This is a genomic window from Paraburkholderia dipogonis (assembly GCF_046027395.1).
Classification (GTDB): Bacteria; Pseudomonadota; Gammaproteobacteria; order Burkholderiales; family Burkholderiaceae; genus Paraburkholderia; species Paraburkholderia dipogonis_A.
Genome location: NZ_JAQQEG010000017.1, coordinates 86912 through 112024, shown reverse-complemented (window position 1 = coordinate 112024; position 25113 = coordinate 86912). Strand labels below are relative to the sequence as shown.

The following is a 25113-nucleotide window of genomic DNA, read 5'->3' as shown; positions in this document are numbered from 1 at the left end:
GTCGCGTTGAAGTGACTTACGCCCTCAGCAAAGCGTTGCGCTCGTCACCCAGGACATGCTCTTGAAGCGCGCGATCATGGCATCCACCAACTCGCGTTGCGCTTGAGCCAGCGCGATCGTGACCTCTTCAAACCCGCTGCCCGGAAGCGTCGTCACAGCGACTGTCTCGACGTTGCGGGAGAAGGGAAATAGCACCTGCCAGATTGCGGCAATGCGCATACCATGAAGCGCCGCGCGCACCACGAGTCGATGACGGCCCGAGGTTTGCGACGAAAGCACCTGCAAACCGCTCTCAGAAGATTCACTGGTCATGTCGTACCCTTTTATATTGACTGAGCCGCATTGCTCGCGGCATTCAGATGTGTGTTCGATTCTGCCGCCTTATTAAGGCATCTTGATGATCCCGCTTAAGCGTCTCAGCAAAGCGTCAGCATGCTCCCGATCGACCTTTGATATTTCACGCTGATTCAGTATCGTCTCGATGCGTTGACGCCAATAATCCGGCTCATTGACTACCGACGTGCAAGCCATCGAATCACCTTTTGAAAGCAATCTCTCTAGCGTTGTGACTATCGTTTCAATGTGCGAGAGATCGTTCTTATAAGAAGCGTGACTTCCCATTACATTCCCGGCTAACTTTTTTAAGCGCCTTCGGATCGCCCTTCGAACGAGTTGGCAAGCAATGCGATACCCATTTCGTTTCCGAATCGGCCGATCCGTCCTGCTTGGAGGAAAGCGAAACAACAGCCCTGGAGCGTTTGCTCCAGGCTGCGTGAGCATTGCTGTTGGCTGAATTGCGTTATTTGGCCCGCGCCGAGGCAGGCGCGGTCAGCTGACTGGCCTCCGCCAAGGCAATGGCTTGCGCGGTGGCTTTGCGCATCGCGTCGTAGGCGGCGCCCGCACTGGAAACCGCCGACTTGAACGCGGTGACCGCGAGTTCGGAGCCTGCCGGCGCGTTGCGCGCGAAGTCGTCGAAAACCGTCTGCATTTTCGTGTTGGACTGGGCAAACCGGTCTTCGAAAATCTTCAGAAATTCGGCCTGGGCGGCATTGGTAAGGTCAACCACGTGACCGTTATAAGACAGTACTTTCTCTGCGACGGGTTTCGCGTTGCTGGCCTGATGAATAAACAGTTCGACCGGCGTCTTACCCGACACCGCCATCTGCCACGCCTGTTCGCTCTCCGCGAACGTGGCCTTGGCCGCCTGCAGGTTCAACTTAGCCAGCTCTTCAAAATACTGGAATGTTTGCTGCGCCAACGAAAACGCGACGGCAACATTGGCACTTTGAATGGAGACGAATTGCTCTGGCGTCGAAAAATACACTCTGCACTCCTTCTTTAAACGTTCACATTGCTCAGACAAGAGGTATGCGATACCAGTCGGGACGCAAGCAGTGGCTAGCTCTTCGGCTTGAGCCAACCCGCTCGAATCGTTCTGCGATGCAGCATTAGATGAAACATTCTAACTTTGTTAAATCTGCAGTTGGCGCACTGTTTTGTAAGTAATTACCCTTGGGCGACGGCATGATTTTGGCTGAAGAAAGGCGCGACTTTGATCGTCGAAAGATCAGCGGAATATTCGCGACCTCGGCGTATGCGCCGACCTGTGGGAAATAGCGTGGGAAGCACTGTCCGTAAGCGGCTTGATCGCGCGACGAAGTGCATGAGCAGATGTGCGATAGACGGTCAAATGCATGCGTATGCGACCGTCTATCTCATGAGGAAAGGACAAAATGTGATGCGGATTTACAACCAATTGGCAGTGACACTGCCGGCCTCAGTCAGGCGGCAATACCAGCGGACCGCAATTGGTATCAGCGATGAATGTCGCAAGTAACTTCGCCGGGCCGACCGGATCGGGATTCTCAGCGAATAAATGAAGCGCGCGCGGCGGCTCGAACCAGGTCTGTCCAATCGCGTAGTTGACGGGCGGCCCACCTTGCAGTTGCGAGCGGATCGTCCCTTCCAGCACGACCGCCGTCACTGAGCCTGGGTGACGATGCGCGGGCGTAAAGCCGAGCGGCGGAAAGTCGACGATGGCCGTCGTCACCGACTTGCCCGGCGCGTTGGGCAGCGCTTCGCACGACAGTACTTTCACGGTCGATGCAGGGCGCCTCGCTGCGTCGGTGCTCGTCGATGCGTTGGACATCAATGAATCGCCACCGCAGATGTCGGCGAACCAGTCGATGGCCGACCGAGGCGCCGCCGGGCCGAGCGCCAGCATCGTCATCGTGGCCAGTGCGAGCATGGCGGGCTTGCGCGCAGGACGCGGTAGCGTCAGTGTCAGCGGATTCATACGCGCGCCGCCGATCGCATATCCGGCGACCAACCCAACTCACGGCGCGCCTTCGCGCTCGTCACTTCGGCTGCGTCTTGCGCGACGTTGTACACGCCGGCGTTGCCCCGTTGAAGCGCAAGCAAGGCCGCAACGGCCGCCGCTTCGACGTGCAGCGGACTTGCACCAGCCGGGGCATCGGCGCCTGTGCCAGGTCCGTAGATCTGTCCATAGCGAAGCACCGTGCCGTTCAGCGACGCCGCTTCCAGCACGTGCCGCTCGAGCGCCGCGACGCCACGCACGCTCGTGCCGCGCGCGCCCGGCGCATCGATGTCGAGCGGACAGCTTTCGTCGTAAGGCGTCGTTCCCGGCCGGTACGCCCATGCAATGCTTTGCGCAATCATCCGGCGGCTGCCCGCCGCGATCGCCGCGGCCACCAGATTGCGCGTGCCCTCATCGCGTATCCGCGCGTTCGCCGTCACTGCCTGGCCCATTCGAGCGGGGTCGAGCCCGGGTGGCAGATCGGTCAATTGATGAAGCACGCTCGCCGGCGCGATGCGCACGAGCGCGTCACGCAGCGCGGCCGCATCGAACACATCGACGACGACCGGCACCACGCCCGCGTCCTCGAGTTCTCTCGCGCGGTCGGCGCGCCGCGTGCTGCCGAACACCGTATAGCCCGCGTCGATCAGCAGCGGCGCAAGCGCGCTTCCGATGGCGCCCGTTACTCCGGCGACGAACACCTTGTGTGCCATTTCCTTTCTCCCGAGAGTCATTACGCGAAATCGGCGACATGCCGCGTTTCCAATGACCCCCAGCATAAGACTGTGAATGGTCATCAAAAAGGTCCATTATTCGGAAATTGATTGAGCCAATTCGACGAGGACCAGAGTGCGGCGAGCCGAACAGATTGAACTTGCGCTAGCGCCCAGGCCGGAAGGCGTGCCGCTTCAGCGCTGGCTCTATGACGAGTTGCGCAAGGCGATCTTGTCCGGGACGTTGCCGCCGGGCGCGCGCCTGCCTTCCACGCGCGATCTCGCGGCATGGTTTCGACTGTCGCGCGGAACGGTGCTGGGCGTTTTCGCGCAACTCGACGCCGAAGGGTATCTGTCGGGCGCAGTGGGGCGAGGCAGTTTCGTTGCGGCTGAGCTGCCGGATCGGCGTATCGACAGCGGCGAGCAGACGTCGCCCAGAAAGCGCAGTGGCCGGCCGCTCGCCCGCGAGCGTCATCGCAACGGCGACAGCGGCACGCAGCCGCCTGGTGTCGAATTGTCGGCGCGTGGCCGCTTGCTCGCGCGGAGCGCATTTCAACTCAGCGGCCGCACGCGCCCTGCGCGCGCGTTTCGCGCCAGCCAGCCCGATCTCGACGCGTTTCCATTCGAATTGTGGGCACGGCTCGCGGCCAACCGGGTGCGTCGCGCGCAGCGGGATCTGCTCGGCGATGGCGAGGCGCAAGGCTATCGGCCGCTGCGTGAAGTAATCGCCGCTTATGTCGGTCCGTCGCGCGGTATTCGATGTTCGGCGGACCACGTCGTCGTGTTGGGCAGTGTTCAGCAGGCGATCGATCTGACCGCTCGCCTCCTGCTCGATCCGGGCGACACCGCGTGGATGGAAGATCCCGGTTACCCCGGCGCCCGTTTCGTGCTCGAAGCAGCGGGCGCGCGGGTGATCGGCGTGCCGGTCGACACGGCCGGCGTCGATGTCTCATGGGCTCGTCAGCACGCGGCAGCAGCGCGGCTGGCCTATGTCACCGCCGGGCGCCAGGCGCCGCTGGGCCCGCCGCTCGCGCTCGAACGGCGCCTGTCGTTGCTCGAATGGGCGCGGGCTAGAGGCGCCGTCATCATCGAGGACGACTACGACAGCGAGTACCGCTTCGTGGGCCACCCGCTCGCCGCGATGAAGAGCCTCGACGACCACGGACACGTGATCTACTGCGGCACCTTCAGCAAGCTGCTGTTTCCCGCTTTGAGAACCGCGTACGCGATTTTGCCCGACCGGTTGGTCGAGCCGTTCGTGGCCGCGCTGTCGTCGACGGCGCGGCATGTTCCAACCGATCAGCAGTCGGTGTTACACGACTTCATCGCCGACGGCCATTTCGGCCGGCACATACGGCGCATGCGCATGCTCTACGGGGAGCGGGCCGAGGCGCTGACGTCGGCGGTCGAGCGGCATCTCTCGGGCTTGCTCGCGCTTGCACCGATCGTGGCGGGACTCGATGCGCCCGCCTTCCTGCCGCAAGGCGCGGACGACGCCGACGCGGCGCGGCGCGCGGCACGCGAAGGCATCGAGACGCGCCCACTGTCGCTGTATGCGATCGACCGTTCCGCGCCGCCGGGGCTCGTGCTCGGTTTTGCGTCGATCGATGTCGAGGAAATAGAGTCGGGCGTGATCGCTCTGGCTCGAGCGTTGACGCGCCGTTCGCGATGAACCATCGCGTACGCGCAGACCGGATTGACGCTACCGCGTGGCCCAGCCCGTAGACCGTTTACGACGTTTTGTCTGCGAACGCAAATGGAGGAGCAGCGACCCGTTGCTGGTTTCCGACAAGACTTCCGAACAGTTGCTCAACGACGTCGGCAGTGGCTTGAGAGCCCTCACGCCAACCGACGAGCAGCATCTTTCCGTCTGGAACGACGCTCGCCAGGAATACCGCAGGATCGTGGAGTTGCGCTGGGCTTTGCTCGAGCAGGCGGAGGGTTCGATTCCCCCGCCAATCGTCGTGATGGTCGTCATGTGGTTGCTGCTGATATTTGCGAGTTTCGGATACCGGGCGCCGCGCAATACCGTGGTCGTCATCAGCCTCCTCGTCGCGGCGGCGTTAATGTCGGGAACGATCTACCTGATACTGGAACTGGACGCTCCGTTTTCGGGGCCGATCAGCGTATCGCCCGCCCCTCTGCAACGGGCGCTGGCGGAGATGACACGGTAACGCGGCGCAGCGACGAAATTTGTACGCGCCGCCACGTCGGCAGGACGCTCAAGGGAAAAGGCGGCGGCTGAGTCTGTGCGATCATGCCTTACGTCGACCCGACTCCCGGAGATCATGATGAGCGGCAAATGGTTTTCGAAGTTCTCAAGCTACCTTTCCACGATAACCGGCAGGCCGGCCACCTTTGTGCTGGCCGTCGTCATGGTGATCGTCTGGGCCTTCACCGGCCCGCTCTTTCACTACAGCGATACGTGGCAACTCGTGATCAACACGTCGACCACGATCGTCACATTCCTGATGGTCTTCCTGATCCAGAACACCCAGAACCGCGACACCGCCGCGATGCAAATCAAGCTCGACGAATTGATCCGCGCATTGGAAGGGGCTCATAACGCCCTGCTCGATCTTGAAGAGCTCGAGGAAAAAGACTTGACGCGCTTCCGGAAGCATTACGAAAAACTGGCCGATGAAGCGCGGACCGCACTGCGTGCCGGTGGCAACGACACCGACTCGCCGTTCGTCGACAATCGCGATGACGATGGCGGTGACGAAAACCGAAGAAGCGGTAAAGATCGAGATAGCAAAACAGGAGCGGCGGTGCAACGCGATTAGTCAACGCTTCGTCCGCGACAGTCCCGCCATCAAGACCTGCCAGGCTTTTGGGAGCGCCAGCAAGGGAGCGGCGCTTTGAATCAGTCACTAACACGCAGTCCGCTTAGAAACGTGCGATGTCGATCACGGCATCGGCAAATGCTTTCGGCGCTTCCTGCGGCAGGTTGTGTCCGACCCCACCGCCGATGTTCCGGTGCGCGTACTTGCCGGTGAACTTCTTCGCGTACGCCGCCGGTTCGGGATGCGGTGCGCCGTTCGCGTCGCCTTCCATCGTGATGGTCGGCACGGAAATCGTCGGCGCCGTTGCCAGACGCTTCTCCAGATCGTCGTACTGCGCCTCGCCCTTCACCAGCCCCAGCCGCCAGCGATAGTTGTGAATCACCACCGCAACATGGTCCGGGTTGTTGAACGACTGCGCCGAGCGCTCGAACGTCGCATCGTCGAAATTCCATTTCGGCGACGCCGTATGCCAGATCAGCTTGTTGAAGTCGTGGCGATTCGCTTCATAGCCCGCATAGCCGCGCTCCGTGGCGAAGTAGAACTGATACCACCAGGCCAGTTCCGCCTTCGGCGGCAGCGGCGTGCGGTTCGCCTCCTGGCTGCCGATCAGATAGCCGCTCACCGACACCATCGCCTTGCATCGTTGCGGCCACAGCGCGGCGATGATATTCACCGTACGCGCGCCCCAGTCGAAGCCGCCGAAAATCGCCTTGTCGATCTTCAATGCATCCATCAGCGCGATGATGTCGACCGCCACCACAGCCTGCTGCCCGTTGCGCGGCGTGTCCGCGGACAGGAAGCGCGTCGTGCCATAGCCACGCAGATACGGCACGATGACGCGATAGCCGGCTGCTGCGAGCAACGGCGTGACTTCGGCAAAGGCATAGATATCGTACGGCCAGCCGTGCAGCAGGATCACAACCGGTCCGTTCTGCGGACCCGCTTCGGCGTAGCCGATGCTGAGCGCGCCGGCGTTGATCTGCTTCAGGTTGTCGAACGAGGCGACACTGGCTCCCGCCTTCGTGCTATCGGACTGCGCGTTGGCAATTCCGCTCAGGCCCAGTTCCATCAGGCTGAGGCCCGCAACCGTCGTTCCGAGCAGACGGCGGCGCCGGGTGTTGATCTGATCAGACATGGCTAATTCTCCTTATGTGCGACAGCGCTGAATTGAACGGTGCGCCCACAGGAGGCACCGAATGGTTAAATCAAAACACCGCGAGGCGTGGCCGGCAGAAACACTCGCCCTCGAAGCGGGCCTCCCTTACGGCTTGGCGTAAATCGCGCCGAGGCCGATTATTGCCGAGTCCGACGCACGCGAGCCCGATGCCGAGTTGCCGCCCGTCGACGGCCCGTATGACGACGCGACCACGCCGTGCTGGGCACTTACGCGAGCCTCGGCAGCTTCGATATTCCTTGGATACTGCGTTTCATCGCCGGCGGGGTTGTAACCGGCCTTCTCCAACTGGACGAGTTCCGCGCGGACCTCCGCCCGAGTGAGCGGCTGGTTCGATTGCGCGAACGACAAAGCCGGCAAAGCGATAGCAGCAGCGACGATAAGCGATTGAATGACTTTCATGACTTTCACCTCGAGAAAATGTCTTCCACGCAAACGCCCGTCTGCGCTTCCAGTTAGCAAGGCCAGTTCGGCTGGCCTGGAAGCATTAGACCCCGTGGACGTATCTGGCTTATGTCGGCAATGCCCGTCGGTGAAACGTTATGTACCCTGCTACGGCGCAGATACATTGCGATACAAAGAAGGCGGGCGACGCAAAGCCGCTCGCCTGCTTGAGATTGCCGATCCGAATCGGGCTGGTTCAGCCTGCCTCTGATTCCCCATCCATGATGAGCAGAAAGAGTGTTGCCTGGGAGGAAATATTCAGTTTCCTGTAGAGATTGCGCCGGTGAACTTTGGCAGTGGCGGGTGAGACACCCAGTTGCCTTGCCATGTTCTTGGTCGAGTGACCGGCGAGGATCATCAGCGCGATCTCGATCTCGCGATTGGTCAGCGATGCATTGGATCGCTTGCGCAACGCCTGTTCGAAGTGAAGGCGCCGGTCGCTTCCCGCAGCCGAACTCGCCGGCGGCGGCAGCACGGCAGTCTGCGCGGAGAGCGCATGGCACATCAGTGGAAGTAACCACGCGCCGTAAAGGCAGAGGGTGCCGATTTCGGCCGAACTGAAGCGCCGCTCACTGCCCATCGACACCGACAGCGTTCCTCCCGAGGGCAGCGGCGCCAGAAACTGCACCTCGTCTTCAAGCACGTTCACCGAAAAATAGCGGCGAAAGTATTCGGTCTCGCGGAAATGATCGGGCGCGACTTCATCCAGACAATACACGCCGGGGCTGATCGCGCCCAGGCTGAATTGATAGAAAGGGTCCAGCAAATAGACGCTGTTCAGATACCCCTTGAACAGATCGTCGTGCGGCGTGCGGGTTTGTATCTCCGCGATCAACTGAGGTTTTCCGTTGGGCCAAAAGATCATCGCCACCCAGTTGTCGAAGTGGACCACTTTGCGCAACAGGTCGATCAGCGTATGCCAGAACTGTTTGTCGTCGAGTTTTTCGACCAGACGTCCGAGCCGCTGATGAAATGCAACGTCCGATACCTCAAGCGGCATGTCAGTTTCCCCCACTACCCCTAAAAGGGTAGGTCGCTCCATCGTTCTAGCCCTTCGGCCTGATTTTCACCCGTTTCTCCCCACCCTACCATCTGAGTACCCGACGCATGCGCGCGGGCAACACAGCAACCATCTTGCATGGGACCCGAGTAACGAGCTTTGCATCGAACTCTCGTCGACAGGAGAAAAGTATGGGTATCAGAGACATCGGTGTTCGAGTCGGCCACGGCACACCAGGTCCATTCAACAGCATCACCGACGTGCAAGGCGTCAGAGTCGGTCATCGTACCCTGGTCGAAAATCGGGCAGAAGTCTCGGTTCGGACCGGCGTGACGATCATCGAGCCGCGCCCCGGCATCGCACGGTTCGATCCATGTTATGCCGGCGTTCACGTGCTCAACGGAAACGGCGATGCCACCGGCCTGGAATGGATACGCGAATCCGGTTTGCTGACCACGCCCATTGCCTACACCAACACGCACAGCGTCGGTGTGGTTCGCGATGCACTGGTTGCCGCCGAACGTGCAACGCTCGGCGATAGCCAGTACTGGTGCATGCCGGTCGTGCTGGAAACTTTTGATGGGGTGCTGAACGATATCTGGGGGCAGCACGTTACCGCGGCGCATGTTCATGAGGCGCAGTCCGCGGCGCGCAGCGGACCTGTCGAGGAAGGGTCGGTTGGCGGCGGCACCGGCATGATTTGCCACGAGTTCAAAGGCGGCATTGGCACCGCGTCGCGCCGGCTTACGCAGCAGGACGGTGGTTGGACCGTCGGCGCATTGGTCCAGGCGAACTATGGCCGCCGCGATGCGCTGCGCGTGGCCGGCTATCCGGTCGGCGACGTGCTGCGGGATCTGCCGTCGCCATTCGACAAGCGTCAGGCGGGCGTCCCCGGAATGGGGTCGATCGTGGTGACGCTCGCGACTGACGCCCCGCTTCTTCCCCATCAGTGCGAGCAGGTGGCACGACGCGCAAGCATTGGCCTGGCGCGCGTGGGAGGCGGCACCGAATATTCCAGCGGCGACATCTTCATCGCGTTCTCGGTCGGCAATCACGGCATACCTCCGGCGGATTACGGCAAAGCGGTCGAACCTGTCATCAGGGTGCGTAGCGTCACTCACGATTTCATTTCTCCGCTATTCGTCGCGGCCGCCGAAGCAGTCGAAGAAGCGATTCTCAACGCGCTTGTCGCTGCTGAAGATACAAACGGACAGCGCGTGCAGGTTCCCGCGCTGAGCGCGGCCCGACTGCTGAAAGCATTGGAGCAGGTTGGCTGGCGCCCGTTCACCAACTGACTCTTCTTCCCCTTGTATGCGTTCCTTCATTCAAACCGAAAGGTCACTATGACATCCCGCCATCTCATCAGCATCGTCACCGGAATCCTCGCAGCCTCGGGGATGCTGGCGGCGACCACTCACCATGCCGACGCCGAAGAACTGAACGTCTACAACTGGTCGGACAATATCGCCGAGGACACCGTGTCGGGCTTCGAAAAGGAAACCGGCATTCACACGCGCTACGACGTGTATGACGGTGACGACACCTTGCAGGCAAAGTTGCTAAGCGGTTCATCGGGCTATGACGTGGTAGTGCCATCGTCCGCCTATGCCGGCAAGCAGATTGAAGCGGGCGTCTATCGCAAACTCGACAAGAGCAAGATTCCAAACCTCGCCAATCTGGATCCCGTTCTCATGAAGATGCTTGCATCCGCCGATCCCGGCAATCAATACACGGTGCCGTGGTCATGGGGGACGGACGGCATCGGCTACAACGTCACGAAGGTCACGCAAATACTGGGCAAGGACGCACCCTACGATAGCTGGGACTTGCTATTCGATCCGCAATACCTGTCCAAACTGAAAACCTGCGGCGTTTCCGTACTCGACTCTGCGGAGGACGCCTTCTCGGTCGGCTTGATCTACCTGCATAAGGATCCCAATAGCACCAACCCGGCTGATTATCAGGCCGTGTACAAGCTGTTCAAAACGATTCGCCCGTACATCACCCAGTTCAATTCATCCGGCTATATCAACGACCTGGCCAATAACGATGTCTGCATCGCGCTAGCATGGTCGGGCGACGTCGGGATTGCGAAACGGCGTGCGGAAGAAGCGCACCGCGCCTACGAGATTCGCTACGTCATTCCCAAAGGCGACGGCGTGCTGTGGTTCGATCTGATGGGTGTGCCAAAAGATGCGCCTCATCCGGAAGCTGCAATGCAATGGATCAACTACATCCTTCAACCGAAGGTCAGCGCGGCGATCACCAATCAGGTTTACTACCCGAACGCTAACGCCGCCGCGCGTGCTTATGTGAAGCCGGCTATCCTCGACAATGATGCGGTCTATCCTCGCGGTGAGAAGATGAAATCGCTCACTCTGTCATTGCCTTTGCCGGCCGAAATCCTTCGCCTCCAAAACAGGCTGTGGACACAACTCAAAGCGGGGCGGTAACTTACAATGCTATAGATGAGCCCCTCATCCACAGCATCGATGCGAGACGTACTGACTTCCTATTTCTGGAGTGGCGATGCCATTCGCAGTCGAAGCGTGAGTGACATCGTGCTGTCAGGCACGCTCGACTTGCCTGTGCCCCCTGCTCGTGTGCTCGCGGATTGGGACAGGGAGACGTCGTCGCGCATGGTCCTCGAACCCGGTGACGTCGAGGTCATGCGGTTGGCGAGAACGCAGATGCGCTGGCCGGACTACACACGCTGCGTGCGGGCGATGTCCGAGTGGACGGGTGCGCTCGGACTGCCCGGGGTGCTTGCCTCCAGTGACATCGCCCTCATGGCCTGCCGTGGCGCGAGGTATCACCATGACGGCGCGCAATATGGCGGTGCGGCCTTTTGCAATCTGTTCCTCAGCGAGGACAAGGGGCTGGATGTGCATTTCCCCGGTACAGGTCATCGCATTCCTCTGACTCGCGGAACGGCCTTGATATTCGACACCGGTCAGCCTCATGGTGTGATCCAACGCGGCAGCAGCGGCTTTGATGCGGCCGACTTCGCGCTGGATCAGGATTGCACGCAAATATTCCTGACGTGGGAGCTTCCGGTCGAAGATATTCGTGTTGCGCGTGCGCTTAACGTTGACTTCGACATCGACATAGCCCCTTCGACCCGATTGCAAGCGGATGAAGAGCAAGTTTGCGTGAATGGTGAACCGGCTATCGTGTGCCCGGAATCCGGTCGCTGGTGCCGGGTTGAATGAGACGGTATCGTCGATTCGCACGCTCCCGGCATGCGCGGACGCGATATCAAACCAGTATCGTCAGGGTGTCGAACAAAGCGAGATCTTCTTTCTTCGCCGATCGCGCGTGCTTGCGGATCACCTGCAACAGGCATTCGATAAAACAACGTGCCGCGCCGCCAAGCGTACTGTTTCGACGCGTGACAATGCTCAGTTGTCGCGAATCGAACTTCTCTTTCAGCGGCAGCGCCACCAGTTTGCCTTCAAACAGAGGAGCCGTCTGGAGGACGGTCGGGCACCACGTACACATGTCGGCACGTTCAACCAGCATCTGCAGCGTGCCTAGCGAATGGGCCCGCACAATGCGGTTCGCTTCGATCTGCGCTCCATGGCGCGTGAACAGATAGTCGATAAGCGCATCCTGCCCGTCGGGCGCGAAGTTGAGAGCCCAGTCCTGGTCCAGTAAATCGTGAATCGAACGGCAGTGCTGGCGCGAATGTCCCCGGCGAACCATCACAGCCGTTTCATAGTTCAAAACCGGTTCACAGGAAAACTCCTGAGTGGCCGCCGACGACTGCAACTGGCCAATCACGAAGTCCATGTCACCGGCGCGTAAAAGCGGTTGCGCGACCGCCATGAGACTCTCGAACAACTCCAACTGAATATCGGGCATTCGCTTGCGAAACAGCAATACCGTCTCGGCCAGAAACGTCAACGTAATCCACGGTGTCACCCCGACGCTAAGTCTCCCCTCCGCTCGTCCGCGCAATCTCGCCAGGTCGTTCTGCGCGTGCTCCAACTGATTGAGGACCAGCCGCGCGTGCGTCAGCAACGTCTTGCCGTATTCGGTAAAGCTGATTCCCTCAGGCGCGCGTACCAGCAGCGGCAGTTGCTCGGTGGCTTCCAGTTCGCGCAGCGCGCGCGTGACAGCGGCCTGTGAAAGTCCCAATGAACGCGCGGCCGCTCTGATGCTGCCCGTTTCCGCACTGGCGACCAAGGCCTGCAATTGATGAATCTTCACGAAACCACCCCGACAACAAATGGTTGTCAGCATAACAAAACTGCGGCTTCACCCTCGATATTTAGCTGAATAGCATTCCGACCAATGCAGACAATTGCGCGGCCCGAAATTCGGCCTGACGGGTCGCGACGACCGGATCTGCGGGCTTTCCAAGGACTTCATCGATGATTCAAGACTTCGTTTTGCCCGGCATCGCCGCTATTCAGGAAGAAATGATCGGCTTGCGGCGCCGTATTCACGCGTATCCGGAACTCGGCCTTCAGGAGGTCGCCACCAGCGAACTGGTCGCCGAATGCCTCGACAAGTGGGGCTTTCAGGTCACGCGCGCAGTCGGCAAAACCGGCGTGGTCGGCACGTTGAAGAACGGACTCGGGCGGTCCCTCGGCTTGCGCGCCGATATGGACGCGCTACCCATCCACGAAACGACGGGCCTGCCCTATGCCAGCCGGAACAGTGGCGTCATGCACGCATGCGGCCACGACGGGCATACGGCCACATTGTTGGCCGCAGCCATGCATCTCGCCGAAACACGCGCCTTTTCCGGCACGCTGAACCTGATTTTCCAACCGGCCGAAGAAGGCCTCGGCGGCGCGCAAAAGATGATCGAGGACGGTCTCTTCGAACGCTTTCCGTGCGATGCCGTGTTCGCTCTTCATAACGTGCCGGGGTATCCGGCGGGCCATCTGGGCTTCTTTAACGGCGCGTTCATGGCGTCGGCCGACACCGTCAACGTGCGCGTGGTGGGCCGCGGCGGCCACGGTGCCGCGCCGGACGAGGCGATCGACCCGATCGTCGTATGCGCGTCGATCGTGACGGCGCTGCAAAGTATCGTGTCACGCAATGTGAGTCCGCGCGATCTGGCCATTATCAGCGTCGGTTCGATTCATGCGGGCACCGCATCGAATGTGATCCCCTCATCGGCGCAGATGCTCCTGACGGTCCGGGCTCTTGCGCCGGATGTGCGCGACTTGCTCGAACGCCGGATTCACGAACTCGTGCACGGGCAGGCGGCGAGTTTCGGCGCGCAAGCGGAGATCGACTATTTCCGTTGTCATCCCGTGCTGATCAATCATCCTGCGCAAACGGACTTCGCGCGCAAGGTGGCTACGGACTGGTTCGGCGCGCACTCCGTCATCGACGACCTTGCACCCTTCACGGCCAGTGAAGACTTCGCCTGCATGCTCGAACAATGTCCGGGCAGCTATCTCGTGATCGGTAATGGCGACGGTGAACGCGGTTGCGCGCTACATCACTCAGGCTACGACTTCAATGACGACTGCCTCGCCGTGGGCGCCACCTATTGGGTCAAGCTGACCGAGCGATTTCTGGCCGAGCCTGATTGCCCCGAACACCATCATTTCAACAATGACATTGAGGAGAAGCACACATGAAGAAAAAACTCGCGGCGATCTCGTTCGCTTTGGCCGCGCTGTCCGCCAGCGCCCACGCCGCCGACTGGTCAGGCAAGGAGATCAGGCTGGCGGTGGACCCGACGTATCCGCCGCTGGAGTACAAGACGCCGGACGGCAAGCTGACCGGCTTTGGCGTGGACATCGCCAATGCACTCTGCGCCGAACTTCACGCACGGTGCGTATGGGTCGAAACCAGCTTCGACGGAATGATCCCAGGACTGCTGGCGAGAAAGTTCGATGCGATTTCTTCGTCGATGACCATCACCCCCAAGCGCATGCAGCAGATCGCGTTCACGAACAAGATCTCCAATGCACCCGCGCGGCTGGTTGTCAAACGCGACTCGGATCTGCAGCCGACCGCTGCCTCGCTAAAAGGAAAACGTGTCGGCGTCGAACAGGGCACGAGTCAGGAAGATTACGCCCGCGCACAGTGGCAACCGGCCGGCGTGCAGATCGTCTCGTACCAGAACCAGGACCAGGTCTACGCGGATTTGACGTCGGGCCGACTCGACGCGGCGTTTCAGGCATCGATCGAGGCGAGCGATGGCTTTCTCAAGAAGCCCGAAGGCAAAGACTACAAGTTTGCCGGCCCTGCTCTGGACGACCCGAAGTATTTCGGTCTTGGCGACGGACTCGGACTTCGCAAAGAAGACATCGCGTTACGTGATGCCTTCAATCAGGCACTCGCTGCCGTGCTGGCCAATGGCACGTATGCGCGGATCAATCGCAAGTATTTCGACTTCGATATCTATGGTGCGAAGTGAGCGGGCCTGAGCCAGCCACAGGAGACAAAATGATACTTGGAGGATTCGGGCCGGCGTTCGTCGCCGGTACCTATGAAACGATCGAGCTCGCGCTGCTGTCGCTACTCGTTTCATTTGTGTTGGGGCTGTGCGGCGCCGCGGCCAAACTGTCCGGCCGTCGCTACCTCGTCCGGATCGGCGTCGGATATACGACCTTGATCAGGGCGGTGCCGGATCTCGTGCTGATGCTGCTGCTCTTTTATAGCATCCAGATCGCCCTGAACCATATCACCGATACGTTGGGCTTCAACCAGATGGATATCGATCCCTTCTCGGCCGGTGTCGTGACGATTGGCTTCATCTATGGCGCGTACTTCACCGAAACATTCCGAGGTGCGTACATGGGCGTACCCAAGGGGCAACTGGAAGCGGGCATGGCATTCGGCATGTCGGGCTGGCAGATATTCACCCGCATCCTGTTTCCGCAGATGATGCGACTGGCGTTGCCGGGTATCGGCAACAACTGGCAGGTTATCGTCAAGGCGACGGCACTAGTGTCGATCATCGGACTGTCGGATGTTGTCAAGGTGTCGCAGGATGCCGGCAAGTCGACGCAGGATTTCTTCCTGTTCACGGTTGCCGCCGGCGCAATCTATCTGGCGATCACCACGCTGTCCAACGTGGTGCTGTGGCGACTTGAAGTACGGTATTCAGCGGGTGTGAGGCGCGTGACGACATGATCGATATCGTTCGCCAGTATTGGCAAAACTATCTGTACACAGACGGCTTCCAGTTCACGGGGCTTGCCGTCACATTGTGGCTTCTGGTGGCATCGCTCGGACTCGGCTTTATGCTGGCGTTGCCGCTCTCGGTGGCACGGGCATCGCGCAACCGGCTTCTGTCGATGCCGGTCTGGCTGTTCACCTATGTGTTTCGAGGAACGCCGCTCTACGTCCAATTGCTGATTTGCTATACGGGACTGTACAGCTTGCATGTCGTGCATTCACACGCGCTGCTCGACGCATTCTTTCGCGATGCCATGAACTGCACGCTACTTGCCTTCGCGCTGAACGAATGCGCTTACGCCACGGAGATCTTTGCGGGTGCAATCAGGGCAACGGCATACGGAGAAATCGAGGCCGCGCTCGCAGTGGGCATGTCCACATTTACCGTCTACCGCCGGATCATTCTGCCTTCGGCACTGCGACGTGCGTTACCCATGTACGGCAACGAGGCGATTCTGATGCTGCACTCTACAACGCTCGCCTTCACCGCCACGATTCCCGACATTCTCAAGGTAACCCGCGACGTCAATTCGGCAACGTATGCATCATTCGAGGCATTCGGAATTGCGGCGCTACTGTACGCAATGATTGCTTTCGCTCTGGTCTGGATATTTCGGCAGCTTGAGCGACGCCTTCTGGCGTATCTGAAACCACGAGGCGGATAACGGCACTTTGCCCCGCGATTTTCCATTCTGCCGAACGACTCGATTGGTCAATGAAAATCGATTAAAAAAAACCACTTCACATTCAGGATGACGAATTGAATAAGAAAATCTTTTGTATCGCAATAACGTCAGTATTTGCAACGTCGGCTTTTGCGCAGAGCAGCGTCACCCTCTATGGCGTCATTGATGAGGGGCTCGACTTCACGAACAACGTCGGCGGAGGCCACGTGTACGAAATGGCAAGCGGCTATGCCCAGGGCAGTCGCTGGGGACTGAAAGGCGCCGAAGATCTGGGCGCAGGGCTGAAAACGGTCTTCCAGATCGAAAGCGGCTTCAACGTCAACACCGGCAAGCTCGCACAAGGCGGTTTGGGGTTTGGTCGCCAGGCGTACGTCGGTATCGAGAGCGAGCGGTACGGGTCGGTTACGCTCGGCCGCCAATACGACTCGGTGGTCGACTATCTTGCGCTGACAACGGCCAATGGCAACTGGGGTGGCTATCTGCTATCCCATCCGTTTGACAACGACAACACCGATAACACGTTCCGCGTGAACAACACAGTCAAGTATGCGAGCCCGGATATTGCCGGCTTCCAGTTCGGCGGCGCATATAGCTTCAGCAACAGCGCGGGCTTCGCCGACAACCGGCAGTTCAGCATCGGCGCACAGTACACCTACGGCGGCCTGTTGATCGCGGCTGCCTATCTGAATGCGGACAACCCGGGATCGACGTCCGGCGGCGCGATTGCCGGTTCGAGTTCGACCGTCTCCGCGGACGCGAACTTTCAGTCCGAGCGCTTGCGCATCTTCGGCGCGGGGATCAACTACACAATGGGTCCGGCGACGGTAGGCTTCGTCTATACCAACACGAACATCGGCAATCCGGCGGCGAATGTCGCCTACCTCGGTGCGCAGGAGAGTATTCAGCCGACCAGCGGCGCCCTGGCAGGCGGAACACTGACCCGTCTGAAATACCAGAATTTCGAACTGAACGGAAAATATCAGTTCACACCGGCGTTCTTTGTGGGCGCGCAATACGTCTATACGCTGGAGAACTACGATGCAACGACAGGCAGCGTACGCCCGAAGATTCACACCGTCGGCTTGATGGCGGACTATAACCTCTCGAAGCGCACCGATGTCTATGTCCAGGGCGCCTTTCAAAAGATCGCCGGCGATGCAACCGGATCGGCGTTAGATCAGGCATACGTGCCCGGTGCGCAGGACCTGTCGTCGTCATCGAGTCAGATCGTCGTCCGGGCGGCGATCCGGCACACGTTCTAACCTGCACTGAGTGGTTTGCATGTGGGCAAAGTTAATTTGCCTTGCTGGAGCACGTTCTTGGGCGATGCCGACGCATGGCGGCATCGCCCATTCGATCAAAGCGACGGTCTTCGAGAGGGGAAGCACGGAACGATCGAATACCGGAGACGCTCCGCATCTAAACGCGGCCTTGATTGCTCGCGCGGCCTCGTCTAATGCTTCGGCCGTTGCAAGTGGAACTCGTGGGATTGCGTTGCCTGCTGCTGCGCTCGTCGGTCGCGCGGCCTGGTCGGGGTAGGACGAAAACTCGACTATCGTGTCCGGCTTTCGGATCCAGGACGAAGCCGGGAAAAGCGCTGAAGACCGACCACCCCTTGCGCATCAATTCACCGAAACGCGCGGCGTCAGCTGAGCCCTGCCTCGTGCGGACAACGGCCTCAAGATTGGCCTCCAGGCAGCCGTTAACCTAGCAGCAGATGCCTTGCGTGACCGGTGCAGCGCAAACCGCTTCGCACTCTTGTGCTTCGGGCGCGATCGTCCTGACTGGCGTGACCATGCTTGCCAGCGGCAAGCGCACCACGAACTCAGAGCCGCGACCGAGTCCCTCGGAAAACGCCTCGACGGCTCCGCCATGGCTCGCGACGATATCGCGCACCACCGCCAACCCGAGTCCATGACCCTTGGCGCCCAATGCGCAGCCCGCAAGTCCGCGCTGGTAGGGCTTGAAGATGGTCGCAAGCTCGCCCGGCGCGATGCCGATCCCTTCATCGCTCACGCTGATATAGCAGTAACGCCCGGCGCGGGACGCCGTCACCTTGATCGCATCCGCAGCCGCCGAATATTTGAGCGCATTGACCAGCAGATTGACGAACACCTGGGTCAGCTTGCCGAAGTTGCCTTGCACCCGCAGCGGCGCATCGCTCGCCGTCAGTTGAATGGGCGCGTGATCTGGCGCGCCCGCTACCGCCACCTGAACACAATGCGCGAGCAGATCGTCGACGTCGACCGGCGCGGGATGCGCGACCGTTCTCTCGTGCGACGCACATGCCAAAGCGCCCAGCGCCGGTTCAAGCGAACCAGCGACCTCCGCATCATCCGGCGCCATCAATTGCTCGGCCAACTGCCCGAGCAGGCCTGCTTGCCGCGAGAGCAGAAGCGCATACCGCATCAACTGCTGGTCATGGCCGTACTGGGTGTTCAACAGACGCGCGAGCAGGCCAAGCGGCGTGATCGCATTGCGGATCTCGTGGCCTATCGTTGCAGCGATCGATGCTTCTTTCGTTTCATCGCTACGCTCGGCACGGGTCACTACGTTCTCCGAACATTGGACGCTCTGCCGACCCGCTTGTGCGCGCGAATCCCCGGAAGTCCCGACGCGCGGCGGCTCGATCTTCGCATCGTGCAGGCGCTCAATTTCCCGCGCCTGTGCAGTGCGAAGCTTTTGCACGCAGTACGTGCACAAACCGATGATCGGCCGCGCCGCCAGCTTCTCCTTCAATGAGGCTTCGTAGTCGAGCAGCGCGACCCAGTCGGTGGTTTCGTTGCAGACGGCGTCGCCGGCCACGCGCAGTCCTTCGAAGCCTCGCCCCAGCGCGTCGTTGATCGCCTTCGACCACAGACCCACGGTGGCGCCGCCGTTGAAGCCCCTTTTAGGCGAGGAATAGATCTGCGCGCCGTCGAGAATCTGCAATTGGCCCGCGTCGATATATCTAGCGAGTGCGGGCGCGGTTCGCGTGAGCATATAGCGGGCTTTGTCGGGTCCCAGCAACGCGGGCGCGACCCACACGGCCGCTTCGCGATTGGCGAGTCCGGCATGGAGGAAGTCCGCGGTGACGCTGAGCAATTCGCTACGCGATTCGTAGAAGTGGCACAGATGTGAGCCCCAAGAGAGGGCTCCAAGCGCGGGAAAACCGCTGTTGCGCGTTCCGGTGGTCATCGTTTCCCTGAAAGTGCGTGGGTCAGAACCACAGTCGCGCTAGGTTTAAACGATGGCCCGCGCGCTCGAATAGGAATGTCACGGCACCTCCCGCGTCGATCCCGCGATCCTGAAGGACAGGAAGCGGAATTGCCGCGCTGGTGCTCGATATTTGGGATTCAGCAGGATTTAAAAGTACGCGAGGGGAGATTTTGAATGAATAGTTGTTTTCCCTAGGCATGTTTTTTGAGGCAAATAAGCGCGTGGTCCTATACGCGTCAATAGCAATTGGTATAGGACGTGGGACGTCGTCCGTGCGCTCATGTTGATCGGATCATGCGCGGGCAGCTCTACGTGTTCGCTACAAGCAGTTCCTCCGCATTGTTCGGCGGACGCAGATCGTCAGTCCTGTCCGCGAAGTAGCGCTGCGTAAGATCGGCCGCCGAGACGTGCCGTGCCTCTCTAAAGCCGGCTTCACGGGCCAGCGCCAGCATCTCCGGCGGGCTGAAGAAGCTGAGAAAAGGTGTGCCGCTTGCTCGCGCGCCCTTCTCCGCCATCTCGAGCCCCGGCCGTACCTCCGGGTCCGCCAGCTCCAGCGGGAGCAGGAACGTCATGGCGAGCGTCGATCCCGGGGCGAGGGTCGCGACCTGGCGCAGCGCGGCCGCGTTCGCGTCTTTGGTGAGATACATACTGACGCCCGTGGAGACCACGATTGCCGGCTTGCTTTCATCGAAGCCGGCAGTCATCAACTCGTCCCGCCAGTTCCGGCCCGCCTCGAAATCGACCGGCACGAAGCGCAGCCAGTCCGGGACGCCGAAGCCGAGTTCGATCAGGCGCTGACGCTTCCATGCTTGAGGACCTGGCTGGTCGATCTCGAACACCTTGAGGCGGGACGCGATCTCCGGCCTGCGCTGTGCGAAGCTGTCGAGGCCGGCGCCGAGGATGACGTACTGACTCAGCTCTCGCCCGGCCTGTTCCACGACCAGGTCTTCGATGAAGCGAGCCCGAGCCACGATCGAGGCGCGAAAGGGCCGCGTGAACTGCGGGTCCATGTCGCCGCGGGCGCGCCAGTCCTCGTCCGGAGCCAGCAGCTTAAGGCCGATTTCGTCTTCCAGCACATGCGGCGGCGGGTCGGCCTCGACATGCAGCGCGCGCCACAAGGCGACGCGCGCCGCTGTACTGTCCGGCGCTACATCTCGCTTGTCGTTCATGACTTTCAATCCTGTTGATTCGTTCTCGGCTCCTACGCGCCTTCGCACGGAATCACCTGCGGCGATCCTGCCGCCCACAACAGGCTATGATGGAGAAGTGGGTATGACGAGCCGATGACGAGGGACAGCGTGTCACAGACAAGCCCTGATCGCAAGACGACGTTCAGCAAACGCCTCTTATGGTTCGTTGGATTGTGGCTGCTCGGAGTGGCCGGGGCAGTGCTGCTCGCGCTGCCGTTTCGTCTTCTGATCGCTGCGGCAATGCATTATCAGCATTGAGACGCTGCCGATACCCGATGTCTGCTTCAAGGCCGATCAAGCATTTTTGGCAATTGTCCAAGCTGTCGAAACAGCGATAGCCAGTCCTCGAGGTGCCAGGTTTTCTCGATCAGATTTCCACGCATCTGATGGAACGAATGAATCGCGAATCTCACGTGCTTGGAACTCGCGTCAATGCCGAGCAGTTTCCCGGTTTGCGTACCGCTGATCTCCGCGCGAACACCTATTCGGTCTCCATGCACCAGCAAGTCGAGAATTTCGACTTTCATGTCCGGGAGCGCGGTCGCAATGTCATGGAACACCTGAACCATTTGACCGGGTCCGTGCGCGGCCCCGCGAGGCTCCGGAATATACTGCCAGTCAGGGGTGACAACTTTCCCCAACAATTCGACGCTTTTCTGCTCGAACGCCCGATAGAAGCCTTCAACCGCTTCACGAGCCGCCACTTCGTCGGTACCTGAGGTCATGATCCGTTGCTCCTGAAGATGCAAGTCACCATGTTAGACCGAATCATCTCGGGCAGCTTCAGGCATTCGCGTGACAAGCAAGTATCCGGCGCGCCGCCATCAGCCAAGTGGTTTGCGAAAAACACTTCCGCCATAGCCGCGCACGATATTGTCGACTTCGAACGGTGACGCTTCCTGGGCCTCGAGGATGAACGCAACGCTGCCGGAGGTAAGCTTGCTGGTTATCGATGCAACCAGTTCATTATCGAGTGTTTCCTTGATCGCATGCCCGGCCAGTCCGCCGCTCGCACCGATCGTGAAGCCCACGAGCGCGCCTGCCGGTCCACCGAGCATGCCGATCAGGCCGCCAGACAGCGCGCCGATCACGGTCCCCCAGAACGGCCGCGTGTGCTCGTCGAGCACGTTCAGTTGACCTGTGGCGTCTTTTTGCACCAACACGCCGCTCTCGATCTTGAAACCAAGGTCTTTTTCTTCGAAGTTCCTGAAATCCCGTCCCGCTCTTTCGGCTACGTCAACGTTATCGAACACCGCGACGATCAACTGTTCTGCCATTTGATAGCTCCTCACATCGCAAACGTTATCTGTCAAAGATAGCGACTTCCGGAAAGCGCACCACTTTTTTGTTTCCGATTCCTGGCATCGGTTGGAACAGGAAGCGGCCGCCGCGCGCGCTCCCCGGAGAATTTCCGGCACGCACTTCAGCAGTATCGCCACGATCAGCCGCACCGGCGTCGGCACCTCGTGTTGTGTTTGAGTCAACAGATTCAGCTCGAAAGGCGGCAGATCGAAACCCGGCAAAAGTCGAACCAGCCGACCGGCCGCGAGCGCGTCGACGCAGGCCGGCTCTTCCAGCACGCCAATGCCCGCACCCGCGACGATCATTTCATACACGGGCCGCCAATGACTGGTCTTCACCGCGGCATGGGTAGGAACACTCTCCACGACACTTGTCAGATGCCTGAGCGGCAACTGGTCCGCGCCGAACATGCCCCGGACTCGAATGAACGGATGTTTTTCCAGGTCGGATGGCTCGCTGATCGGACCATGCCGATCCACATAGCCCGGCGCGGCAACGAGGACACGCGCAATCTGCCCGAGTCGGCGGACAATGAACGCGCCATCTCCGACTTGCCCGACACGAAAGGAAATATCCACGCCCTCCAACCCAGGATCGGCGATCCTGTCGTTCAGCACGAGTTCCAGATCCAGTTGCGGATAGGTTGCACAGACAAGCGCCAATGCCTTCGGCACGACCGTCTCGCCGACGCAGTGAGGCGCCCCGATGCGAACCGTGCGAGGTCGATGGTATGCAAAGGATTTTCTCTTCGGTTTGGACTGGTTCATGCTGTCGCTCCAATCCGTAGCACGCAATCGACTCGTGCCGACGTCGCTCGGTGGCGGCTCATTGCACCAATATCTATTTGCAATGCGAACGAATCTCTCGTGTCCTTTAGCCAATCCGATAGACAGGCTGGATGGATTGCCTTCCTACCGGCGGATATTAGCGAGGTGACAGTGGAATGAAAAGCCGCTCGACCCGATATGAAGTATCGAAAGGAACCGCGAGTGCTGGCGCGGAATCACCGTAGAATTTATCCTGTCGCGAAGCCGGCGCGCAGTTTCCACAAAGTACCTGCTCGGTATAACATCTGTGGGGCGTGATGGACGTCAAGCATGTCACGCGTGTTGCGCCCTCCCGGCGACGAGGCAAGGCGGTACGCATGCCCGAGGTGGCCGCAACAGCTAACCTGCTTCAATCATTCAAACGAAACTCGCGCCCGCCTCCGGCATGTGAAACGCTTAGGCGGAACGACATGGGTTCTACTGCTGTCGGAACCCGTAACGGTCTCTCAACACTCAAGCCGATGCCCAACGAAACCCCGGAACCGCAAGCAATTTGTAATGACGTCTCCCGCAGCGCGATCTTTATTGTCGCGACCATCGCGAACGGCCGCGATCAGGAGGCCAAGGTGCGCGAATGGTGCGGCGACATTGCCGCCCTCGTGCGCTCGGTCGGCAAGCGTGCGCCTTCCGGCAATCTGTCGTGCGTCTGCTCCTTCGGCTCCGACGCATGGGACAGGCTGTTCGGCGCGCCCCGGCCCGCCCTCCTGCATCCATTCCGGGACATCGGCGAAGGCGAACGTCGCGCGCTTGGAACGCCGGGCGATTTCCTGCTGCATATCCGCGCCGATCACATGGATCTCTGTTTCGAGCTCGCCACGCAGTTGCTCGGCGCACTCGGCGACGCGGTCACCGTGGTCGATGAAGTTCACGGTTTTCGCTACTTCGATATGCGCGACATGGTGGGCTTCGTCGACGGTACCGAGAACCCGACAGGCCGCGCCGCCGACGAGTTCACGCTCATCACCGAAGACCCGGGATTCGAGGGCGGCAGCTATGTGCTGGTGCAGAAGTACCTGCACGACATGGACGGCTGGAATGCGCTTTCCGTCGAGACTCAGGAGCGCATTATCGGCCGCAAGAAACTGTCCGACGTCGAGCTCGACGCAGCGGTCAAACCGTCGTCGTCGCACAGCTCGCTGACCACGATCACCGAGAACGGCAAGGAAGTGAAGATCTTGCGCGACAACATGCCGTTCGGCCGCCTCGGCGCGGGCGAATTCGGCACCTACTTTATCGGCTATGCCCGTTCGCCCGCGCCGATCGAGCAGATGCTGGAGAACATGTTCATCGGGCGGCCGCCGGGCAACTACGACCGGCTGCTGGACTTTAGCCGCGCCGTCACGGGTGGCCTCTTCTTCGTGCCGTCAACCACCTTGCTCGAGGAACTCGCGGACCGCGATCCGCCGAGCGTCACGGCCGCTATTGAATCACAGCCCGAACCGGCGTCGCCCGCCGAGCCGCGCCACGACGGCTCGCTGAATATCGGCTCTCTCAAGGGAATCTCCCAACATGAATAACCTGCATCGCGAGCTTGCCCCCATCTCCAGTGCCGCCTGGTCGCAGATCGAAAACGAAGTGGCGCGCACGTTCAAACGCAGCGTAGCCGGCCGTCGCGTGGTCGACGTCAAGGGTCCCGGCGGAACCGAGCTGTCCGGCGTCGGTACGGGGCATCAGATTGCGATTACCGCGCCCCAACAGGGCGTCGCGGCGAAGCTGGCGGAGGTCAAGAGTCTCGTCCAGTTCACCGTGCCGTTCGAGTTGCAGCGCGATGCGATCGACAGCGTGTTACGCGGCGCGAACGACGCCGACTGGCAGCCCGCGAAAGACGCAGCGAAAGAGCTCGCCTATGCCGAAGATCGCGCGATTTTCGACGGATATCAGGCTGCGGGAATCGGCGGGATTCGCGAAGGCTCGTCGAATCCGCCGCTCGCGCTGCCCGCCGACATCGGCGACTATCCGGACGCGATCAGCAACGCGCTCGAAGAGTTGCGGCTTGCCGGCGTGGACGGTCCCTATTCCGTACTGCTCGGCGCGGACGCCTACACGGCGCTCAGCGAGGCGCGCGATCAGGGCTATCCGGTGATCGCTCACATCAAGCGGATCGTGAACGGCGACATCATCTGGGCACCCGCGCTGACGGGCGGCAGCGTGCTCTCCACGCGTGGCGGCGACTTCGAGTTGCACCTCGGTGAAGATCTGTCGATCGGCTATCTCAGCCATACCGACACGGTAGTGCGCCTCTATCTGCGCGAGACGCTGACGTTCCTGATGTTGACGAGCGAAGCGTCGGTGTCGTTGACGCTCGCCGAATAAGCGCTGGTCGT

General features: G+C 60.5%; 25 protein-coding genes. 13 read left to right on the top strand and 12 right to left on the bottom strand.

What is annotated here, in order from left to right; genetic code table 11:
* Positions 1–24: 24 nt before the first annotated feature.
* From PQR32_RS18840 to PQR32_RS18825, 4 genes are all read right to left on the bottom strand, one after another.
* On the bottom strand, positions 25–312 hold the full coding sequence (locus PQR32_RS18840) for a hypothetical protein (RefSeq protein WP_408229907.1): 288 nt from the start codon (positions 310–312) through the stop codon (positions 25–27).
* Positions 313–799: 487 nt separating this feature from the next.
* A complete protein-coding gene (locus tag PQR32_RS18835) occupies positions 800–1324 on the bottom strand; it encodes a phasin family protein (protein WP_408229904.1) in 525 nt (174 codons plus the stop codon).
* A gap of 453 nt (positions 1325–1777) precedes the next feature.
* Positions 1778–2296, bottom strand: coding sequence for a cupin domain-containing protein (locus tag PQR32_RS18830; RefSeq protein WP_408229901.1), 519 nt, complete (start codon positions 2294–2296; stop codon positions 1778–1780).
* Entirely contained in the window at positions 2293–3030 is a 738-nt protein-coding gene (locus PQR32_RS18825) for an NAD-dependent epimerase/dehydratase family protein (protein WP_408229898.1), read from the bottom strand. Before PQR32_RS18825 ends, PQR32_RS18830 begins: the two co-directional genes overlap by 4 nt.
* Before the next feature lie 136 nt (positions 3031–3166).
* On the opposite strand from PQR32_RS18825, the gene pdxR reads away from it, so the two are divergent.
* The 3 genes from pdxR to PQR32_RS18810 all read left to right on the top strand — a co-directional run bounded on the left by pdxR (position 3167) and on the right by PQR32_RS18810 (position 5816).
* On the top strand, positions 3167–4702 hold the full coding sequence (gene pdxR, locus PQR32_RS18820; RefSeq protein WP_408229895.1) for a MocR-like pyridoxine biosynthesis transcription factor PdxR: 1536 nt from the start codon (positions 3167–3169) through the stop codon (positions 4700–4702).
* Positions 4703–4805: 103 nt separating this feature from the next.
* Complete coding sequence (locus PQR32_RS18815) at positions 4806–5204, top strand: bestrophin-like domain (RefSeq protein WP_408229893.1); 399 nt, start codon at positions 4806–4808, stop codon at positions 5202–5204.
* Between the two features lie 114 nt (positions 5205–5318).
* Positions 5319–5816: a low affinity iron permease family protein gene (locus tag PQR32_RS18810; RefSeq protein WP_408229890.1), complete on the top strand. Its 498-nt coding sequence runs from the start codon at positions 5319–5321 to the stop codon at positions 5814–5816.
* 103 nt (positions 5817–5919) lie between these two features.
* Here PQR32_RS18810 and PQR32_RS18805 read toward each other — a convergent pair whose 3' ends face one another.
* The 3 genes from PQR32_RS18805 to PQR32_RS18795 all read right to left on the bottom strand — a co-directional run bounded on the left by PQR32_RS18805 (position 5920) and on the right by PQR32_RS18795 (position 8434).
* Positions 5920–6951 carry an alpha/beta fold hydrolase gene (locus PQR32_RS18805; protein WP_408229887.1) on the bottom strand — a complete coding sequence of 344 codons (1032 nt, stop codon included), beginning with the start codon at positions 6949–6951 and terminating at the stop codon, positions 5920–5922.
* A gap of 126 nt (positions 6952–7077) precedes the next feature.
* Positions 7078–7392 (bottom strand): DUF4148 domain-containing protein, encoded by a 315-nt coding sequence (locus tag PQR32_RS18800; RefSeq protein ID WP_408229884.1) that lies wholly within the window; start codon positions 7390–7392, stop codon positions 7078–7080.
* A gap of 238 nt (positions 7393–7630) precedes the next feature.
* On the bottom strand, positions 7631–8434 hold the full coding sequence (locus tag PQR32_RS18795; protein WP_408229881.1) for a helix-turn-helix transcriptional regulator: 804 nt from the start codon (positions 8432–8434) through the stop codon (positions 7631–7633).
* Positions 8435–8625: 191 nt separating this feature from the next.
* On the opposite strand from PQR32_RS18795, the gene PQR32_RS18790 reads away from it, so the two are divergent.
* Genes PQR32_RS18790 through PQR32_RS18780 form a run of 3 tightly spaced genes read left to right on the top strand, consistent with a single transcriptional unit; the run spans position 8626 to position 11646 of the window.
* The gene (locus PQR32_RS18790) at positions 8626–9729 is read left to right on the top strand and encodes a DmpA family aminopeptidase (RefSeq protein ID WP_408230089.1); all 1104 of its coding nucleotides are present in this window, start codon (positions 8626–8628) and stop codon (positions 9727–9729) included.
* 48 nt (positions 9730–9777) lie between these two features.
* The gene (locus PQR32_RS18785; RefSeq protein ID WP_408229879.1) at positions 9778–10887 is read left to right on the top strand and encodes a polyamine ABC transporter substrate-binding protein; all 1110 of its coding nucleotides are present in this window, start codon (positions 9778–9780) and stop codon (positions 10885–10887) included.
* Between the two features lie 39 nt (positions 10888–10926).
* Positions 10927–11646 (top strand): hypothetical protein, encoded by a 720-nt coding sequence (locus PQR32_RS18780; RefSeq protein WP_408229876.1) that lies wholly within the window; start codon positions 10927–10929, stop codon positions 11644–11646.
* Positions 11647–11692: 46 nt separating this feature from the next.
* Here the strand turns inward: PQR32_RS18780 and PQR32_RS18775 are convergent, their stop codons facing one another.
* Positions 11693–12679, bottom strand: coding sequence for a LysR substrate-binding domain-containing protein (locus PQR32_RS18775; RefSeq protein ID WP_408229873.1), 987 nt, complete (start codon positions 12677–12679; stop codon positions 11693–11695).
* Between the two features lie 131 nt (positions 12680–12810).
* Between PQR32_RS18775 and PQR32_RS18770 the strand changes: the two genes are divergently transcribed.
* The 5 genes from PQR32_RS18770 to PQR32_RS18750 all read left to right on the top strand — a co-directional run bounded on the left by PQR32_RS18770 (position 12811) and on the right by PQR32_RS18750 (position 17534).
* Positions 12811–14037, top strand: a complete 1227-nt coding sequence (locus tag PQR32_RS18770) for a M20 aminoacylase family protein (protein WP_408229870.1) — start codon at positions 12811–12813, stop codon at positions 14035–14037.
* On the top strand, positions 14034–14822 hold the full coding sequence (locus PQR32_RS18765) for an ABC transporter substrate-binding protein (RefSeq protein ID WP_408229867.1): 789 nt from the start codon (positions 14034–14036) through the stop codon (positions 14820–14822). The genes PQR32_RS18770 and PQR32_RS18765 overlap by 4 nt, the downstream gene beginning before the upstream one ends.
* Positions 14823–14851: 29 nt before the next feature.
* Positions 14852–15541: an ABC transporter permease gene (locus PQR32_RS18760; protein WP_408229864.1), complete on the top strand. Its 690-nt coding sequence runs from the start codon at positions 14852–14854 to the stop codon at positions 15539–15541.
* Positions 15538–16251, top strand: a complete 714-nt coding sequence (locus PQR32_RS18755; protein WP_408229861.1) for an ABC transporter permease — start codon at positions 15538–15540, stop codon at positions 16249–16251. The genes PQR32_RS18760 and PQR32_RS18755 overlap by 4 nt, the downstream gene beginning before the upstream one ends.
* Positions 16252–16346: 95 nt before the next feature.
* A complete protein-coding gene (locus PQR32_RS18750; protein WP_408229858.1) occupies positions 16347–17534 on the top strand; it encodes a porin in 1188 nt (395 codons plus the stop codon).
* 445 nt (positions 17535–17979) lie between these two features.
* On the opposite strand, the gene PQR32_RS18745 is transcribed toward PQR32_RS18750, so the two are convergent.
* The 4 genes from PQR32_RS18745 to PQR32_RS18730 form a co-directional block, all read right to left on the bottom strand.
* Positions 17980–19449: an MEDS domain-containing protein gene (locus tag PQR32_RS18745; RefSeq protein ID WP_408229855.1), complete on the bottom strand. Its 1470-nt coding sequence runs from the start codon at positions 19447–19449 to the stop codon at positions 17980–17982.
* Between the two features lie 329 nt (positions 19450–19778).
* On the bottom strand, positions 19779–20639 hold the full coding sequence (locus tag PQR32_RS18740; RefSeq protein WP_408229852.1) for a class I SAM-dependent methyltransferase: 861 nt from the start codon (positions 20637–20639) through the stop codon (positions 19779–19781).
* 305 nt (positions 20640–20944) lie between these two features.
* The gene (locus tag PQR32_RS18735; protein ID WP_408229849.1) at positions 20945–21385 is read right to left on the bottom strand and encodes an ester cyclase; all 441 of its coding nucleotides are present in this window, start codon (positions 21383–21385) and stop codon (positions 20945–20947) included.
* 99 nt (positions 21386–21484) lie between these two features.
* Positions 21485–22729, bottom strand: a complete 1245-nt coding sequence (locus PQR32_RS18730; protein WP_408229846.1) for a LysR substrate-binding domain-containing protein — start codon at positions 22727–22729, stop codon at positions 21485–21487.
* A 521-nt stretch (positions 22730–23250) separates the two neighbouring features.
* Here PQR32_RS18730 and PQR32_RS18725 point away from each other — a divergent pair.
* Both PQR32_RS18725 and PQR32_RS18720 read left to right on the top strand, forming a co-directional pair.
* Positions 23251–24306, top strand: a complete 1056-nt coding sequence (locus PQR32_RS18725) for a Dyp-type peroxidase (protein ID WP_408230086.1) — start codon at positions 23251–23253, stop codon at positions 24304–24306.
* Positions 24299–25102 (top strand): family 1 encapsulin nanocompartment shell protein, encoded by an 804-nt coding sequence (locus PQR32_RS18720; protein ID WP_408229843.1) that lies wholly within the window; start codon positions 24299–24301, stop codon positions 25100–25102. Before PQR32_RS18725 ends, PQR32_RS18720 begins: the two co-directional genes overlap by 8 nt.
* The last annotated feature ends 11 nt before the right edge of the window (positions 25103–25113 follow it).